Genomic DNA, 14,994 nt, shown 5'->3' with positions numbered 1-14,994 from the left:
TGTGACAACACCTGCGGGCCAGTTTTCGAAGGAACGTACAACGCCGGACGCCTCCGCACCGAGCTCCGGCCCGGCGGGCGGGACCGGCGAGCGACCTGGCCAGAAGACTCTGACCAGGGCTCGCCGACCGCTTTCAGCCCTGGGTGAAGGCCGGGTTGCGGACCGGGGAGCCCTGCCCGACCGGCGAGATCGGCAGCAGCTTCCGCCCCGTCGGCCCGACCTCGATGTCGGTGCCCATGGTCGGGCACACCCCGCAGTCGAAGCACGGCGTCCACCGGCAGTCGTCCTGCTCGCGGGCCTCCAGCGCGTCCTGCCAGTCGGCCCACAGCCATTCCTTGTCCAGGCCGGAGTCGAGGTGGTCCCACGGCAGGACCTCGCCCTCGGTCCGCTCCCGGGTGGTGAACCAGTCCAGGTCCACGCCCAGCGGCTCGAGCTCGGCTGCGGCGCAGTCGACCCAGCGCTCGTAGGAGAAGTGCTCGTTCCAGCCGTCGAACCGGCCGCCCTCGCGCCACACCCGTTCGATGACCCGCCCGAGCCGCCGGTCCCCGCGGGAGAGCAGGCCTTCGATCATCGACGGCTTGCCGTCGTGGTAGCGCATGCCGATGTTGCGGCCGATCCGGCGATCGGAGTTGATCGCCTCGCGGAGCTTGCGCAACCGCGCGTCGACGGTGTCCGGGTCGGTCTGCGCGGCCCACTGGAACGGGGTGTGCGGCTTGGGCACGAACCCGCCGATGGAGATCGTGCAGCGGATGTCCTTGCGCCCGGAAGCCTCCCGGCCCGCGCGGATGACCTCCTTGGCCATCTCGGCGATCTGCAGCACGTCCTCGTCGGTCTCGGTGGGCAGACCGCACATGAAGTACAGCTTGACCTGCCGCCAGCCGTTGGCGAAGGCCGCCGAGACGGTGCGGATCAGGTCCTCCTCCGACACCATCTTGTTGATCACGCGGCGGATCCGCTCGCTGCCGCCCTCCGGGGCGAAGGTCAGCCCGGAGCGGCGGCCGTTGCGGGAGAGTTCGTTGGCCAGGTCGATGTTGAACGCGTCCACCCGGGTGGACGGCAGCGACAGGCCGGTGTTGGTGCCCTCGTAGCGGTCGGCCAGGCCCTTGGTGATGTCGGCGATCTCGGAGTGGTCGGCCGAGCTCAGCGACAGCAGCCCGACCTCCTCGAACCCGGTGGCCGCCAGGCCGCGCTGCACCATCTCGCCGATGCCCTCGATGGAGCGCTCCCGCACCGGCCGGGTGATCATCCCGGCCTGGCAGAACCGGCAGCCGCGGGTGCAGCCGCGGAAGATCTCCACGCTCATCCGCTCGTGCACGCTCTCGGCCAGCGGCACCAGCGGTTGCTTCGGGTAGGGCCAGTCGTCGAGCTCCATGGTGGTGCGCTTGAAGACCCGGTACGGAGCGCGCTCGTCGTTCGGCACGACCTGGTCGATCGCACCGTCGGCGCGGTAGGAGACGTCGTAGAACTTCGGCACGTACACGCCGCCGGACTCCGCCAGCCGCAGCAGCAGCTCGTCGCGGCCGCCCGGCTGCCCCTCCGCCTTCCAGCGGCGGATCGCCTCGGTGATCTCCAGAACGGCTTCCTCGCCGTCGCCCAGCACCGCCGCGTCCAGGAAGTCCGCGATCGGCTCCGGGTTGAACGCCGCGTGCCCACCGGCCAGCACGATGGGGTGATCATCGGTGCGGTCGGCGGCGTGCAGCGGGATCCCCGCCAGGTCCAGCGCACCGAGCAGGTTCGTGTAGCCCAGCTCGGTGGCGAAGCTGACGCCGAGCACGTCGAAGGCGCCGACCGGCCGGTGCGCGTCCACGGTGAACTGCGGGATGCCGTGCTCGCGCATCAGCGCTTCGAGGTCCGGCCACACCGCGTAGGTGCGCTCGGCCAGCACGTCCGGCTGCTCGTTGAGGATCTCGTAGAGGATCTGGACGCCTTGGTTGGGCAGGCCGACTTCGTAGGCGTCGGGGTACATCAGGCACCACCGGATGGCGGTGTCGTCCCACGCCTTCAGCGTCGCGTTGAGCTCCCCACCCACGTACTGCACGGGTTTGGAGACGCGCGGCAGCAGCGGTTCCAACCTGTCGAAAACGGACTCCACACGCACCCAACCAGGGTAAAGGCCCCGGCCCCGCCAAGGGGCCCGGGGCGAATTCCGATGAGGTCTTTCTTCTTGCGCTGGCGGCCGCGCGCCGGGCTCACCGCGCGCGGGATCCGACTTCCCGGGTGAACCAGATCTCGTCCCGGTCGTCACCAGGGGCGACGCGGACCGCACCTGGCCAGCGGCCCCGCTCGACCCAGCCGAGGCGCGCGTAGTAGCGCTCCAGGCCGTGCCCGCTGCGGGTGACCAGGTCCAGCATCTCCAGGCCGATCGCCTGCGCGTGCACCAGCGCCGCGTCGTGCAGCTGCCCGCCCCAGCCCCTGCCCTGCAGCGCCGGGTCGACCGCCAGCCAGACGAGCTCGCCGGTGTGCGTCCGGACCGGCAGCTGCCGCGGCCGCAGCACCGCGATTCCGACCAGCACGTGCTGCTGGCCGATGGTGATCAGGTGCGCCTTCTTGGTCCGCACTTCGTCGACCAGCTTGGTCGCTGCGGCGCGCAGCTCGTCCAGCGGGTCCGTCGGGCTGAACCCGGCCGCGCCGCCGGCCGCGGTGACCCGCGCCCACAACCCGGCCAGCGCCTCCACCAGGTCCGGGTGGACGGCATCCACCCGGTGCGGCCCGGTGACGAAGCCGTCCGGGTCGATGCCGGTCACGGGTCTCAGACCTCCGGGAACCAGAGCTTGAGCTCGCGCGCGGCGGACTCGGGCGAGTCCGAACCGTGCACGAGGTTGAACTGGACCTCCAGGCCGAAGTCGCCGCGGATGCTGCCCGGCGCCGCCTTCTCCACCGGGTCGGTGCCACCGGCCAGCTGGCGGAACGCGGCGATGGCGCGCGGGCCCTCGACGCACGCGGCCACGACCGGCCCGGAGGTGATGAACTCGATCAGCGAGCCGAAGAACGGCTTGCCGTCGTGCTCGGCGTAGTGCTGCTCGGCGAGCTCGCGGTCGACGTTCTTCAGCTCCAGCGCGACCAGCTTCAGGCCCTTGCGCTCGATCCGGCTGATCACCTCGCCGACCAGGCCGCGCTCGACTCCGTCCGGCTTGACCAGGACCAGGGTGCGCTCGCTCACGGTTGTCCTCCTTCGTCGCCTTGGGCGCCAGGTGCCGTCACGCACCGCGCCCGTTTTGCCCGCCAGCGTATCGATGCAGGTGACACGCCCGACGGCGGGGCGGCATCACTCGCCGCGCGTCAGCTCCATGATCTCGTCGGTCGTCATCTCGCCGCGTCCGCTGCCCCGCAGCAGCTCGACGATGCGCTTCCCGCGGGCCGATGCCGGGCGAGCATGCGTGAGGATCAGCGCGTCGCCCGCCAACGTGATCTCGATCCGGCTCCCTGGCCGCAGTCCCAGTTCCTGGCGCTGATCGGCCGGGATGGTGACCTGCTCTTCTTCGTTCATCTCCACGAGGGTGGGAAGTACCGCACTTCCCACCCAACCTCCACCGAATAACTCGATCGTGGCTGGTCAGCGCTGCGGGTCGAGGGTCTTGGCCCACAGCGAGCGGCCGCCCTGGTCGCGGAGGTCGACGCGCAGCTGGCCGGTGCGGGCGTCGATGTTGACCTCGCCGAAGTGCTGGAAGCCCTCCAGCGGCGAGGCGCCCTGCCTGCTCGGCGCGCTGACGAACACCTGCTCAGGACCGAAGGTCGGGTCCAGCTTGTTCGGGCCGAACGCGCCTGCGTGCAGCGGGCCGGAGACGAATTCCCAGAACGGGTCGAAGCCCTCGAAGGCGGCGCGCTCCGGGGAGTACTCGATCGCCGCCGAGTAGTGCACGTCCGCGGTCAGCCAGATCGTGTTGCGCACCCGCCGGCGGCTGATCTCCTGCAGCACCCATGCCAGCTCGGCCTCGCGACCGTTGGGCGCACCGGGCAGGCCGTTGGCGACGCCTTCGATCGCGTCGCCGTCGGGCACCACGATGCCGATCGGCATGTCGGAAGCGATCACCTTCCAGGTCGCCCGCGACCGGCTGAGCTCCTCGACCAGCCACCGCGCCTGGCGCGCGCCGAGGATCCGCTCCGGGCTGGTGCCCGCCGAGTTCGGGTCCCGGTAGCTGCGCATGTCGAGCACGAACACGTCGAGCAGCGGGCCGTGCGAGACCTTGCGGTACACCCGGCCGTCCACCGCGTCCTGGCGGCGGGCGGGCTGCCACTCGTGGAACGCCTGGAAAGCCCGCTGGGCGAGCACGTCGACGCGCTTCTCGGTGTACTTGTCGGAGTCCAGGACCTCGCCCGGGTACCAGTTGTTGGTGACCTCGTGGTCGTCCCACTGCACCAGCTGCGGCACCTGCGCGGCGAAGCGGCGGAAGTTCTCGTCGAGCAGGTTGTAGGCGAACTGCCCGCGGTACTCGGCCAGCGTTTCGGCCACCTTGGACTTCTCCGGGGTGACGATGTTGCGCCACACCCGCCCGTCCGGGAGCACCACCGACTCCTGCAGCGGGCCGTCGGCGTACACGGTGTCGCCGCTGTGCAGGAAGAAGTCCGGGTTGCGGGCGGCCATCGCGTTGTAGATCGTCATGCCGCCGACGTCCGGGTTGATGCCCCAGCCCTGCCCGACGACGTCGCCCGACCACAGGAACCGCACGTCGCGGCGAGCGCGCGGCACGGTGCGGAAGGTGCCGGTCAGCGGCTCGCTGTCGACCCGGCCGTCCAGGTCCTGGGCGACGACGCGGTAGTGCAGCTGCTGCCCGGGCGGCAGGTGCGGCAGCAGGAGTTCGCCGGTGCCGTCGGTCTCCGGGGTCAGCAGCGGGCCGGGGATCCGCCGCGAACCGCGGAAGTCGGCGTGGCGGGAGATCTCGACGAACATCCGCGACGGCCGGTCGGCGCGGGTCCACACCACGGCGCCGTCCGGACGCGGGTCGCCGAGCTGCACGCCGTGGGTCAGCACGGGGCGTCCGGAGCGGGCGAAGGCCGGGGCACCGGCCAGCAGGCCGGAGGCGGCGAGTCCGGTGGCGGCACCCCGCAGCAGGGTGCGCCGGTTCAGCGCGGGATCGGTGCTCATGCGCCCGGTTCTATCCGCACCAGGCGGCTGGTGGCTCACCTCGGATCGACGCCCAGGTGAAGAGTTCGTGCCGATCGCGGGCCTGGTGCGCGGCGGTGCGGCGCGATAGCTTCACCGGCGAACCGACTGGCCGGTCTGTCTGACGAGGAGACCTGGATGCGCGCTGCTGTGCACACCGCCGCCAACCAGCCGATGCGGATCGAGGAGCTCGCCGATCCGGTGCCGAGGGCGGGCGAGGTCGCCATCGACGTGCGGTCCTGCGGCGCCTGCCACTCCGATCTGCACGTGCTCAAGGGCGAGCTGCCGTTCCCGGTCCCGGCGGTGCTGGGGCACGAGGTCGCGGGCGTGATCTCCGAGGTCGGCCCCGGCGTCACCGGGCTCGCGGTGGGCGACCCGGTGGTCACCAGCTTCATCATGCCGTGCGGCCAGTGCGCGCAGTGCGCGCGCGGCAACGAGGAGATCTGCCTGCGGTTCTTCGAGTTCAACCGGGGCAAGGGGCGGCTCTACGACGACGAGACCCGGCTGTTCCGGCCGGACGGCGACGCGGTGTGGATGTACTCCCAGGGCGGGCTGGCAGAGCGGTGCGTCACCCCGGCGACCTCGGTGTACCGGGTGCCCGACGGCGTGGAGCTGACCGACGTGGCCTCGGTGGGCTGCTCGACCATGACCGCCTACGGCGCGCTGCGGCACGCGGCCGACCTGCGCGTCGGCGACACCGTCGCGGTGGTCGCGGCGGGCGGCGTCGGGTCGGCGCTGATCCAGCTCGCGGCGGTGTTCGGCGCGTCGATGATCATCGCGGTGGACATCAGCGAGGAGAAGCTGGCAGGCGCACGCGAGCTGGGTGCCACGCACGTGGTCAACTCGGCGGAGGTGGACGCCCCGGCCGCCATCCGCGAGCTCACCGGTGGCCGCGGGGTCGACGTCGCCTTCGAGGCGCTCGGCGCGGTGCCGACGTTCAACGTGGCGCGCGACTCGGTGGTCGAGGGCGGGCAGGTCGTGGTGGTCGGCATCGCCGCCCGCGGCACCACGGGCGAGTTCGACCTGGCGACCATGGCGCGGCGGAAGCTGCAGATCAAGGGCTCCTACGGCGCCAAGCCACGCCGCGACATGCCGGTCCTGCTCGACCTGGTCGCCAGGAGCCTCCTGCGCCCGCAGGACGCGATCAGCCGCCGCTACCCCTTCGACCAGGCCCAAGAGGCCTACGACGCGCTCAACCGCGGCGAGATCATCGGCCGAGCCGTCATCGACATCGGCTGACCGTCAGTCGTCAGCACGAACCTGCAGGCGATCACTCGTCGTGCTCCATGAATTCGAGCAGTGCGGCGTTGTCATTGAGGTCAACACCAGGTTGGGGCACCACGAGGTCGAATGTCGGTAGGTGAAACCGCCCCGTTCTCGACGTCGCCCGTTGTGTCCTCCGCAGTTCACCCATGCGGAGCGCATCCTCGATCAGCGCACTAATCGTCGTGCGTTCGCGCGCCGCACGTAGCTCCAACTGGTCAAGTATCTGGTCGTCGATCGTGATAGTGATCCGCATGCATCTGAGCATGCGGATCACGCATCATGATGCACCAGCCTCGACCAGGTGAAACTCAGTCGGCCTTGTCCTCCGGCGGGTAGCCGGGCGGGTGGCCGAGCTGGTCGTAGAGCTGGCCCTCGCGCATCCGGCGGGCGACGTCGTTGCGCAGGTAGAGGATGTAGCCCCAGATAGCGGCGAAGATCGCGCCCATGATGCCGACCGACGGGTGCACGAAGAAGCACAGCACCATCGCGCCCTGCAGCGCGAGCGCCACGGCGAGTCCCCACGGGCGGCGCTGCACGAACGCCGCCGCCAGCATCAGCACCGACAGCACCGCGACGATGACGAACCCGGCGCTGGACACCCCGCCGCCGAACCGCCAGACCACCGGCAGCGCCAGCATGAAGGTGATGAACTCCAGCACCAGCGTGCCCGCCATGATCCCGCGCAGACCCTTCCACGGGTCGCGCACACCGGGCGGCGCCTCGGGCAGGCCGTGGCCCGGCTCGGGCTTCTGCTCGTCGGTCAAAGTCTCTCCACCACTCATGCCGGTTCCTTGCCGAAGAGGGCTCGGGCCTCGCCCGCGGTCACCACCGAGCCGGTGATCACCACGCCGCCGCCGGACACCGATTCGCCCGGGTCGTCGGTCTCCTCGGCGAGCTGGATCGCGGTTTCGACCGCGTCGTCCAGCCGCGGTTCGACGACGATGCGGTCCGGGCCGAAGATGTCCTTGGCCACGCCCGCCAGCTCGTCGGGATCCATCGCCCGCGGCGAGGAGTTGCGGGTCAGCACGATCTCCTCGACCACCGGCTCCAGCTCGGTCAGGATGCCGCGCGCGTCCTTGTCGCCGAGCACGCCGACCACCGCGACCAGGCGGCGGAAGGAGAACTCCGAGCTGAGCGCGTCGGCCAGCGCCCGAGCGCCGTGCGGGTTGTGCGCGGCGTCGACCAGCACGGTCGGCGCGGAGCGCACCCGCTCCAGGCGGCCCGGGGTCACGACGCTCGCGAAGCCCTCGCGGACCCGCTCCACGTCGAGCTGGCGATCGGCGCCTGCTCCGAAGAACGCTTCCGTCGCGGCGAGCGCGAGCGCCGCGTTGCGGGCCTGGTGCTCGCCGTGCAGCGGCAGGAACACCTCGTCGTAGACGCCGCCCAGCCCCTGCAGGCTCAGCATCTGGCCGCCGACCGCGACGGTCCGCGACAGCACGCCGAACTCCTGGCCCTCGCGGGCGACCGTGGCGTCGACCTCCGCGACGCGATCCATGATCACCTGCTGGGCCGCCGCGGGCTGCGCCGCGACCACCGCGATCGAACCGGGTTTGATGATCCCGGCCTTCTCGGCGGCGATCCCGGCGATGTCGTCGCCCAGGTACTCGGCGTGATCCAGCGCGACCGGGCAGACCACCGCGATCTTGGCGTCGGCGACGTTGGTGGCGTCCCAGCTGCCGCCCAGCCCGACCTCGACCACCGCCGCCTCGACCGGCGCGTCGGCGAAGGCCGCGAAGGCCATGCCGGTGAGCACCTCGAACTTACTCATCCGCACATCGCTGCGGGAGTCCACGATGGACACGTACGGCGCGACGTCGCGGTAGGCCTCGACGTAGGCCTCCGGGCTGATCGGCTTGCCGTCGATGCTGATCCGCTCGGTGGCGACCTGCAGGTGCGGGCTGGTGTAGCGGCCGGTGCGCAGGCCGAGCCCGGACAGCAGGGCGTCGGTCAGCCGGGAGGTCGACGACTTCCCGTTGGTCCCGGCGATGTGCACCACCGGGTAGCTGCGCTGCGGCTCGGCGAGCAGATCGGTGAGCGCCCGGATCCGGTCCAGCGACGGTTCGATCTTGGTCTCCGGCCAGCGTTCGTTGAGCTCGGCCTCCACGGCGCGCAGCTCCTGCAGCGCGGCGGGATCGGTGCCGGACAAGTGCCCACTCCCCTGCGAACGACGAAATGTCGAGGTCAGTCTACGTCTCCACCCCCGGCCGCGGCGGCGGCCCCGATCCGGCGGGCCGGACAAAGCGCCCGGCGACCGATTCGTCGAGCACCCGCTGGAAGTGCGGGCAGGTGGCGATGTCGGCGTGGTCGCAGTCCAGCGCGCACTCGATGAGGTCCAGCGAGGACTGGAGCTCGTCGATGCGCCGCCGGAGCTCGTCGCGGTGCCGCTGCATGATCCGCCGGCGCGCGCCGGGCTCCGCGGTCGCCAGCACCTCGCGGATCGCCTCGAGGCCGAGGCCCGCCTGCTTGGCTCGGAGGATGATCGCCACCCGGTAGAGGTCGTCCTGGCCGTACCGGCGGCGCCCCGAGACCCGGCGGGGCGCCAGCAGCCCCATCGACTCCCAGTGCCGCAGTACGTGCGCGGCGAGCCCGAAGTGCGCGGCGAGGTCGCCGATGGCGAACTCGGGTGTTGACTTCACGTCGACATGAAGTCGCAGGCTCGGCGACATGTCAACCGAGAACCTGATCGAGATCCTCGACCGCTTCGACTCGCTGCCCGAAGCGGTGCGCCTCCGCGAGCGGTCCTACCAGCTGCTGCCCACCGCCGGAGTGGTCGCCGACATCGGCTGCGGAGCCGGCCGGGCCGTTGGTGAGCTGCGCGAACGCGGTGTGGCGGCGATCGGGCTGGACGTCGACCGGGACATGGTCGCGACAGCGCGCGAGCGGCTGCCCGGCGTCGACGTCCGGCTGGCCGACGCCGGTGCCCTGCCCTTCGCCGACGGCGAGCTCGCGGGCTACCGAGCGGAGAAGGTCTTCCACGCGATCGCCGATCCGGCGGCGGCGCTGGCCGAGGCCAGGCGGGTGCTGGCGCCGGGTGGCCGCATCGTGCTGCTCGGCCAGGACTGGGAAGGAATTCTGATCGACTCCGACGACGCGACGACCACTCGCGCGGCGGTGCTTGCCCGGCTCGGCACGGTCCCCCGGCCGCACGCCGCGCGCCAGTACCGGAACCTGCTGCTGGACAACGACTTTCGCGACGTCACCGTCGAGATCCACACCGGGTTCTTCACCGGCACCATCGTCCTGCCGGTCCTGCTGGGCCTCGCCGAAGCCGCCCGCGCAGCCGGAGCCCTCACCAACGCGCAGGCGGATTCCTGGATCGCCGACCAACAGCGCCGAGCCGAGACCGACCGCCTCAGCTGCGCCATCCCGATCTTCCTCGCCGCCGCCACCAACCCATGACCGAGGTGAAGGGCACCTTTCGCCAACTTAGTTGGTGAAAGGTGCCCTTCACCCAGCCTCGCTCAGGGGGAGGCGAAGGGCGCCCGCGGAGTTCGGGGTGCCCTTCGGGATGGGGGTCGATCAGCCCTGCGGGAGACCGTCGAGGCGGGCCTTGATGCGGTCGATCTCGATCTGCGCCGCTTCGCGGCGGGCCTTGATCTTGTCCACCACCTCGGCCGGGGCCTTGTCCAGGAACGCCGGGTTGGTCAGCTTCTTGTCCGTGCCGGTCAGCTCCTTCTCGGCCGCCGCCAGGTCCTTCTCCAGGCGCTTGCGCTCGGCGGCGATGTCCACCGCCCCGGAGAGGTCCAGCTCCACCGCCACGTTGCCGCCGGTCAGGCCGACCTCGATGGAGGCCGAGGAGGTGAAGCCGTCGGCGGGCTCGGTGATCCGGGCCAGCGACCGCACCGCGGGCACGTGCTCGGCCAGGCCGAGCTCGACGGCGCCACCGAGCTTGGCCGCCACCCGCTGCCCCGGCTTGAGGCCCTGGTCGGACCGGAACCGGCGGATCTCGGTGATCAGCTTCTGCACCGCGGCGATCCGCTGCGCGGCGGCCTCGTCGGCCACCGCACCGGACGGCTTCGGCCATTCCGCGACGACCACCGACTCGCGACCGGTCAGCGCGGTCCACAGCGTCTCGGTGATGAACGGGATCGTCGGGTGCAGCAGGCGCAGCAGCACGTCCAGGACGTGCCCGAGGACCTCGCGGGTCCGCTCCGCCCGGTCACCGCCCGCGTCCAGCTGGACCTTGGTCAGCTCCAGGTACCAGTCGCAGAACTCGTCCCACGTGAAGTGGTAGAGCGCCTCGGTGGCCTTGGCGAACTGGAAGTCCTCCAGCAGGGCGTCCACATCGGACACCAGCTGGTCGGCGCGGTCCAGGATCCACCGGTCGGCGTCGGTGAGCTCGGCGCGGTCGGCCAGCCGCTCCGGCACCTTCGCGCCGTTCATCATGGCGAACTTGGTGGCGTTGAACAGCTTCGTGCAGAAGCTGCGGGAGGCCGCCACCCACTCCTCGCTGATCGGCGAGTCGGTGCCCGGGTTGGCGCCGCGGGCCAGCGTGAAGCGCAGCGCGTCGGTGCCGTAGGTGTCCATCCACTCCAGCGGATCCACGGTGTTGCCCGCGGACTTGGACATCTTCTTGCCGTGCGCGTCGCGGACCATGCCGTGCAGCACGATCTCCTTGAACGGCTCGACGCCGTCCATCGCGTACAGGCCCATCATCATCATCCGGGCGACCCAGAAGAAGAGGATGTCGTAGCCGGTGACCAGCACGCTGGTCGGGTAGAACTTGCGCAGGTCCGGGGTGTCCTCCGGCCAGCCGAGCGTGGAGAACGGCCACAGGCCCGAGGAGAACCAGGTGTCGAGCACGTCCTCGTCCTGGTGCCAGCCCTCGCCCGACGGCGGCTCCTCGTCCGGTCCGACGCAGACGACCTCGCCGCCGGGGCCGTACCAGATCGGGATCCGGTGGCCCCACCACAGCTGGCGCGAGATGGCCCAGTCGTGCAGGTTGTCGACCCAGTCGAAGTAGCGCTTGGACATCTCCGGCGGGTGGATCGCGACCCGGCCGTCGCGCACCGCGTCACCCGCAGCCTTGGCCAGCGGACCAACCTTGACGAACCACTGCAGCGACAGCCGCGGCTCGATCGGCTCCTTGGACCGCGAGCTGTGCCCGACGCTGTGCCGGTACGGCCGCTTCTCCTCGACGATGCGGCCCTGCTCGCGCAGCGCCTCGCGGACGGCGACCCGCGCTTCGAAGCGGTCCATGCCGTCGAACCGCGTGCCGGTGTGGGCGATGCGGCCCTGCTCGTCCATGATCGTCAGCATCGGCAGGTCGTGCCGCTTGCCGATCTCGAAGTCGTTCGGGTCGTGCGCCGGGGTGACCTTGACGGCGCCGGTGCCGAACTCCGGGTCGACGTGCTCGTCGTTGACGACCGGGATCTTGCGGCCGGTCAGCGGCAGCTCGACCTCGGTGCCGACCAGGTGCCGGTAGCGCTCGTCGTCGGGGTGCACCGCGATGGCGGTGTCGCCGAGCATGGTCTCGATCCGGGTGGTGGCCACCACGATCGAGTTCTCCCCGTCGCCGTAGCGCATGGAGACCAGCTCGCCGTCGACCTCCTTGTGCTCCACCTCGATGTCGCTGATCGTCGAGCGCAGCGTGGGCGACCAGTTCACCAGCCGCTCGGCCCGGTAGATCAGGCCGTCGTCGTAGAGCTTCTTGAAGATCGTCTGCACCGCGCGGGACAGCCCGGCGTCCATGGTGAAGCGCTCGCGCGACCAGTCGACGCTCTCGCCGAGGCGCTTCATCTGCCCCAGGATCGCGCCGCCGTACTGCTCCTTCCACTGCCACACCCGCTCCACGAACGCTTCGCGGCCGAGTTCGCGGTGGTCGATGCCCTGGTCGCGCAGCTGCCGCTCGACCAGCGTCTGCACCGCGATGCTGGCGTGGTCCATGCCCGGCAGCCACAGCGCCTCGTAGCCCTGCATCCGGCGGCGCCGGGTGATGATGTCGATCTGGGTGTGCTCGTAGGCGTGCCCGATGTGCAGGTTGCCGGTGACGTTCGGCGGCGGGATGACGACGGAGAACGGCGGCTTGTCGCTGCCCGCGTCCGCGGTGAAGTACTCGGCGTCTACCCAGCGCTGGTACAGCTCGGCCTCTACGTCGGCTGGATTCCAGGTCGACGGAAGTTCACGGTGCTGAGCGGCATGGGTCTGTGTCACGGGGTGGATTCTACGAGCCCCGGTCCAGCGGCTTTTCCGGGCATCACCCCGGCCGCGACCAGCGCTGACGTGACGCTGGACACCCCCGTCGTGCCGCCCCGCGCGCGGTGTCGCAGGCTAGGCCCATGTCGCGTGGAGCCCCTGAGCAGGACATCGACGAGAACGCCCTCCGAGTCGGCGAGCCCGGCCGCGCCGCGGCCGGGGTCAAGGGCGTGCTGGTCTCGCTGCAGCGCGGCTGGGAGCAGATGGGCGTGACGCGCACCGCGCGCACGTTGCCGCTGCTCAACCAGCGCGAGGGCTTCGACTGCCCGGGCTGCGCGTGGCCCGATCCGCGCGAGGCCGAAGGCGACAAGCGCAAGATCGCCGAGTTCTGCGAGAACGGGGCCAAGGCGGTCGCCGAGGAGGCCACCACCCGCCGGGTCGGGCCGGAGTTCTTCGCCCGGCACAGCGTGGCCGAGCTGGCCGAGCGCACCGACTACTGGCTGGGCCAGCAGGGGCGGCTCACGCACCCGGTGGTCCTGCGCGACGGTGACACCCACTACCGCCCGATCGAGTGGTCCGAGGCGTTCGAGGTGATCGCGGAGCGGCTGCGCGCGCTCGGCTCGCCGGACGAGGCCGCGTTCTACACCTCGGGCCGCACCAGCAACGAGGCCGCGTTCCTGTACCAGCTGCTGGTGCGCAGCTTCGGCACGAACAACCTGCCGGACTGCTCGAACATGTGCCACGAGTCGTCCGGTTCGGCGCTGACCGAGACCATCGGCATCGGCAAGGGTTCGGTGTCGCTGTCCGATGTGGAGCACGCCGACCTGGTGCTGGTGGTGGGCCAGAACCCGGGCACCAACCACCCGCGGATGCTGTCCTCGCTGGAGAAGGTCAAGCAGCGCGGCGGGCGGATCATCGCGGTGAACCCGCTGCCCGAGACCGGGCTGATGCGGTTCAAGAACCCGCAGAACGCGCGCGGCGTGGTCGGCGAGGGCACCCAGCTGGCCGACGAGTTCGCGCAGATCCGCATCGGTGGCGACCTGGCGCTGTTCAAGGCGCTCAACGCGCTGGTGCTCAAGGCGGGCGCGGTGGACCAGGACTTCGTCGACGGCTGGACGCACGGGTTCCCGGAGTTCGCCGCGCAGGCCGCCGACGTCGACTGGGAGGCCACCGCGGAGGCCACCGGGCTGCCGCGGGAGCAGATCGAGCGGATCGCCGAGATGGTGATGTCCTCGCAGCGCACCGTGGCCTGCTGGGCGATGGGGCTCACCCAGCACAAGCAGGGCGTGGCGACGATCCGCGAGGTGGTCAACCTCCTGCTGCTGCGCGGCATGATCGGCAAGCCCGGCGCCGGGGTGTGCCCGGTGCGCGGCCACTCCAACGTGCAAGGCGACCGCACGATGGGCATCTGGGAGAAGATGCCGGAGAAGTTCCTGGCCGCGCTGGAGGACGAGTTCGGCGTGCCGGTGCCCCGCGAGCACGGTCTGGACACGGTGGACACCATCCGCGCGATGCGCTCCGGCCGGGTCAAGGCGTTCCTCGGGATGGGCGGCAACTTCGTCTCGGCCACGCCGGACACCGAAGCCACCATCCGCGCCCTGCGCGACTGCGAGCTGACCGTGCAGGTGTCGACCAAGCTCAACCGCTCGCACGCGACGCCGGGCCGCACCGCGCTGATCCTGCCGACGCTCGGCCGCACCGAACGCGACGTGCAGGCCGGCGGCGAGCAGTTCGTGACCGTCGAGGACTCGATGTCGGTGGTGCACCGCTCGCGCGGCCGCCTCAAGCCGGCCTCGGACCGCCTGCTGTCGGAGGTCGCGATCGTCTGCCGCCTGGCCCGGGAACTGCTCGGCCCGCAGCACCCGGTGCGCTGGGAGTCCTTCGAGCGCGATTACGACGTGATCCGCGACCACATCGCGAACGTGGTGCCGGGCTGCGCGGACTACAACCGCAAGGTCCGCGAACCGGACGGCTTCGTCCTGCCGCACCCGCCGCGCGACAGCCGGACGTTCCCGACCGCGACCGGCAAGGCGAACTTCACGGTGAACGTCCCGGAACCCATCAGGATCCCGGCCGGCCGCCTGCTGTTGCAGACCCTGCGCAGCCACGACCAGTACAACACCACGATCTACGGCCTCTCCGACCGCTACCGCGGCATCGAGGACGGCCGCCGAGTGGTCCTGGTCCACCCGGACGACATCGCCGAACTCGGCTTCGCAGCGGGAGATCTGGTCGACGTGGTCTCCGAGTGGACGGGCGGCGAAGGCCCGGAGGAGCGCCGAGCGGAGCGCTTCCGCATCGTCGCCTACCCGACGGCCCGGGGCTGCGCGGCGGCCTACTACCCGGAGGCCAACCCCCTGATCCCGCTGAACTCGGTGGCGGAGAAGTCCAACACCCCGGTCTCCAAGGCGATCACCATCCGCCTGGAACGAATCTGAGGTGCCAGTTCCGTGAGTGCTTCGGGGTGCTATGGCGCCCCGAAGCACTCACGG

The 14,994-nt window shown here is 70.9% G+C and carries 13 protein-coding genes; 3 read left to right on the top strand and 10 right to left on the bottom strand.

Annotated elements, in window-relative coordinates; translation table 11 throughout:
* Window positions 1-133: 133 nt before the first annotated feature.
* The 5 genes from OU416_RS20835 to OU416_RS20815 form a co-directional block, all read right to left on the bottom strand.
* Entirely contained in the window at window positions 134-2,098 is a 1,965-nt protein-coding gene (locus OU416_RS20835) for a TIGR03960 family B12-binding radical SAM protein (protein WP_270928672.1), read from the bottom strand.
* Window positions 2,099-2,189: 91 nt separating this feature from the next.
* Window positions 2,190-2,744, bottom strand: coding sequence for a GNAT family N-acetyltransferase (locus tag OU416_RS20830; protein ID WP_270928671.1), 555 nt, complete (start codon window positions 2,742-2,744; stop codon window positions 2,190-2,192).
* Window positions 2,745-2,749: 5 nt separating this feature from the next.
* On the bottom strand, window positions 2,750-3,160 hold the full coding sequence (gene ndk / locus OU416_RS20825) for a nucleoside-diphosphate kinase (protein WP_093152336.1): 411 nt from the start codon (window positions 3,158-3,160) through the stop codon (window positions 2,750-2,752).
* Window positions 3,161-3,265: 105 nt separating this feature from the next.
* Window positions 3,266-3,487 carry an AbrB/MazE/SpoVT family DNA-binding domain-containing protein gene (locus OU416_RS20820; RefSeq protein WP_270928670.1) on the bottom strand — a complete coding sequence of 74 codons (222 nt, stop codon included), beginning with the start codon at window positions 3,485-3,487 and terminating at the stop codon, window positions 3,266-3,268.
* Window positions 3,488-3,553: 66 nt separating this feature from the next.
* Window positions 3,554-5,083: an alkaline phosphatase D family protein gene (locus tag OU416_RS20815; RefSeq protein WP_270928669.1), complete on the bottom strand. Its 1,530-nt coding sequence runs from the start codon at window positions 5,081-5,083 to the stop codon at window positions 3,554-3,556.
* Window positions 5,084-5,239: 156 nt separating this feature from the next.
* Between OU416_RS20815 and OU416_RS20810 the strand changes: the two genes are divergently transcribed.
* Complete coding sequence (locus OU416_RS20810) at window positions 5,240-6,340, top strand: zinc-binding dehydrogenase (RefSeq protein WP_270928668.1); 1,101 nt, start codon at window positions 5,240-5,242, stop codon at window positions 6,338-6,340.
* A 31-nt stretch (window positions 6,341-6,371) separates the two neighbouring features.
* Here the strand turns inward: OU416_RS20810 and OU416_RS20805 are convergent, their stop codons facing one another.
* The 4 genes from OU416_RS20805 to OU416_RS20790 are packed head-to-tail and all read right to left on the bottom strand — an operon-like array spanning window position 6,372 to window position 9,003.
* Window positions 6,372-6,620 (bottom strand): ribbon-helix-helix domain-containing protein, encoded by a 249-nt coding sequence (locus tag OU416_RS20805; RefSeq protein WP_270928667.1) that lies wholly within the window; start codon window positions 6,618-6,620, stop codon window positions 6,372-6,374.
* Window positions 6,621-6,675: 55 nt separating this feature from the next.
* On the bottom strand, window positions 6,676-7,149 hold the full coding sequence (locus tag OU416_RS20800; RefSeq protein ID WP_270928666.1) for a DUF4233 domain-containing protein: 474 nt from the start codon (window positions 7,147-7,149) through the stop codon (window positions 6,676-6,678).
* Entirely contained in the window at window positions 7,146-8,513 is a 1,368-nt protein-coding gene (folC, locus tag OU416_RS20795; RefSeq protein WP_270928665.1) for a bifunctional tetrahydrofolate synthase/dihydrofolate synthase, read from the bottom strand. The genes OU416_RS20800 and folC overlap by 4 nt, the downstream gene beginning before the upstream one ends.
* Before the next feature lie 40 nt (window positions 8,514-8,553).
* The gene (locus OU416_RS20790; RefSeq protein ID WP_270928664.1) at window positions 8,554-9,003 is read right to left on the bottom strand and encodes a helix-turn-helix domain-containing protein; all 450 of its coding nucleotides are present in this window, start codon (window positions 9,001-9,003) and stop codon (window positions 8,554-8,556) included.
* Between the two features lie 28 nt (window positions 9,004-9,031).
* On the opposite strand from OU416_RS20790, the gene OU416_RS20785 reads away from it, so the two are divergent.
* Window positions 9,032-9,766, top strand: a complete 735-nt coding sequence (locus OU416_RS20785; protein WP_270928663.1) for a methyltransferase domain-containing protein — start codon at window positions 9,032-9,034, stop codon at window positions 9,764-9,766.
* 120 nt (window positions 9,767-9,886) lie between these two features.
* On the opposite strand, the gene OU416_RS20780 is transcribed toward OU416_RS20785, so the two are convergent.
* On the bottom strand, window positions 9,887-12,520 hold the full coding sequence (locus OU416_RS20780) for a valine--tRNA ligase (protein ID WP_270928662.1): 2,634 nt from the start codon (window positions 12,518-12,520) through the stop codon (window positions 9,887-9,889).
* 125 nt (window positions 12,521-12,645) lie between these two features.
* On the opposite strand from OU416_RS20780, the gene OU416_RS20775 reads away from it, so the two are divergent.
* Window positions 12,646-14,940, top strand: a complete 2,295-nt coding sequence (locus OU416_RS20775; RefSeq protein WP_270928661.1) for an FdhF/YdeP family oxidoreductase — start codon at window positions 12,646-12,648, stop codon at window positions 14,938-14,940.
* Window positions 14,941-14,994 lie beyond the last annotated feature (54 nt).

The organism is Saccharopolyspora indica (genome assembly GCF_027853965.1).
Lineage (GTDB): Bacteria > Actinomycetota > Actinomycetes > Mycobacteriales > Pseudonocardiaceae > Saccharopolyspora > Saccharopolyspora indica.
This window is presented reverse-complemented; position numbering and strand designations above follow the sequence as displayed.

What these genes read in the sequence shown, in the direction of transcription:
- OU416_RS20805 (WP_270928667.1), bottom strand. Translation starts at nt 6,620, where the DNA reads ATGCGGATCACTATCACGATCGACGACCAGATACTTGACCAGTTGGAG.
- OU416_RS20800 (WP_270928666.1), bottom strand. Translation starts at nt 7,149, where the DNA reads ATGAGTGGTGGAGAGACTTTGACCGACGAGCAGAAGCCCGAGCCGGGC.
- OU416_RS20785 (WP_270928663.1), top strand. Translation starts at nt 9,032, where the DNA reads ATGTCAACCGAGAACCTGATCGAGATCCTCGACCGCTTCGACTCGCTG.
- OU416_RS20815 (WP_270928669.1), bottom strand. Translation starts at nt 5,083, where the DNA reads ATGAGCACCGATCCCGCGCTGAACCGGCGCACCCTGCTGCGGGGTGCC.
- OU416_RS20820 (WP_270928670.1), bottom strand. Translation starts at nt 3,487, where the DNA reads ATGAACGAAGAAGAGCAGGTCACCATCCCGGCCGATCAGCGCCAGGAA.
- OU416_RS20775 (WP_270928661.1), top strand. Translation starts at nt 12,646, where the DNA reads ATGTCGCGTGGAGCCCCTGAGCAGGACATCGACGAGAACGCCCTCCGA.
- OU416_RS20810 (WP_270928668.1), top strand. Translation starts at nt 5,240, where the DNA reads ATGCGCGCTGCTGTGCACACCGCCGCCAACCAGCCGATGCGGATCGAG.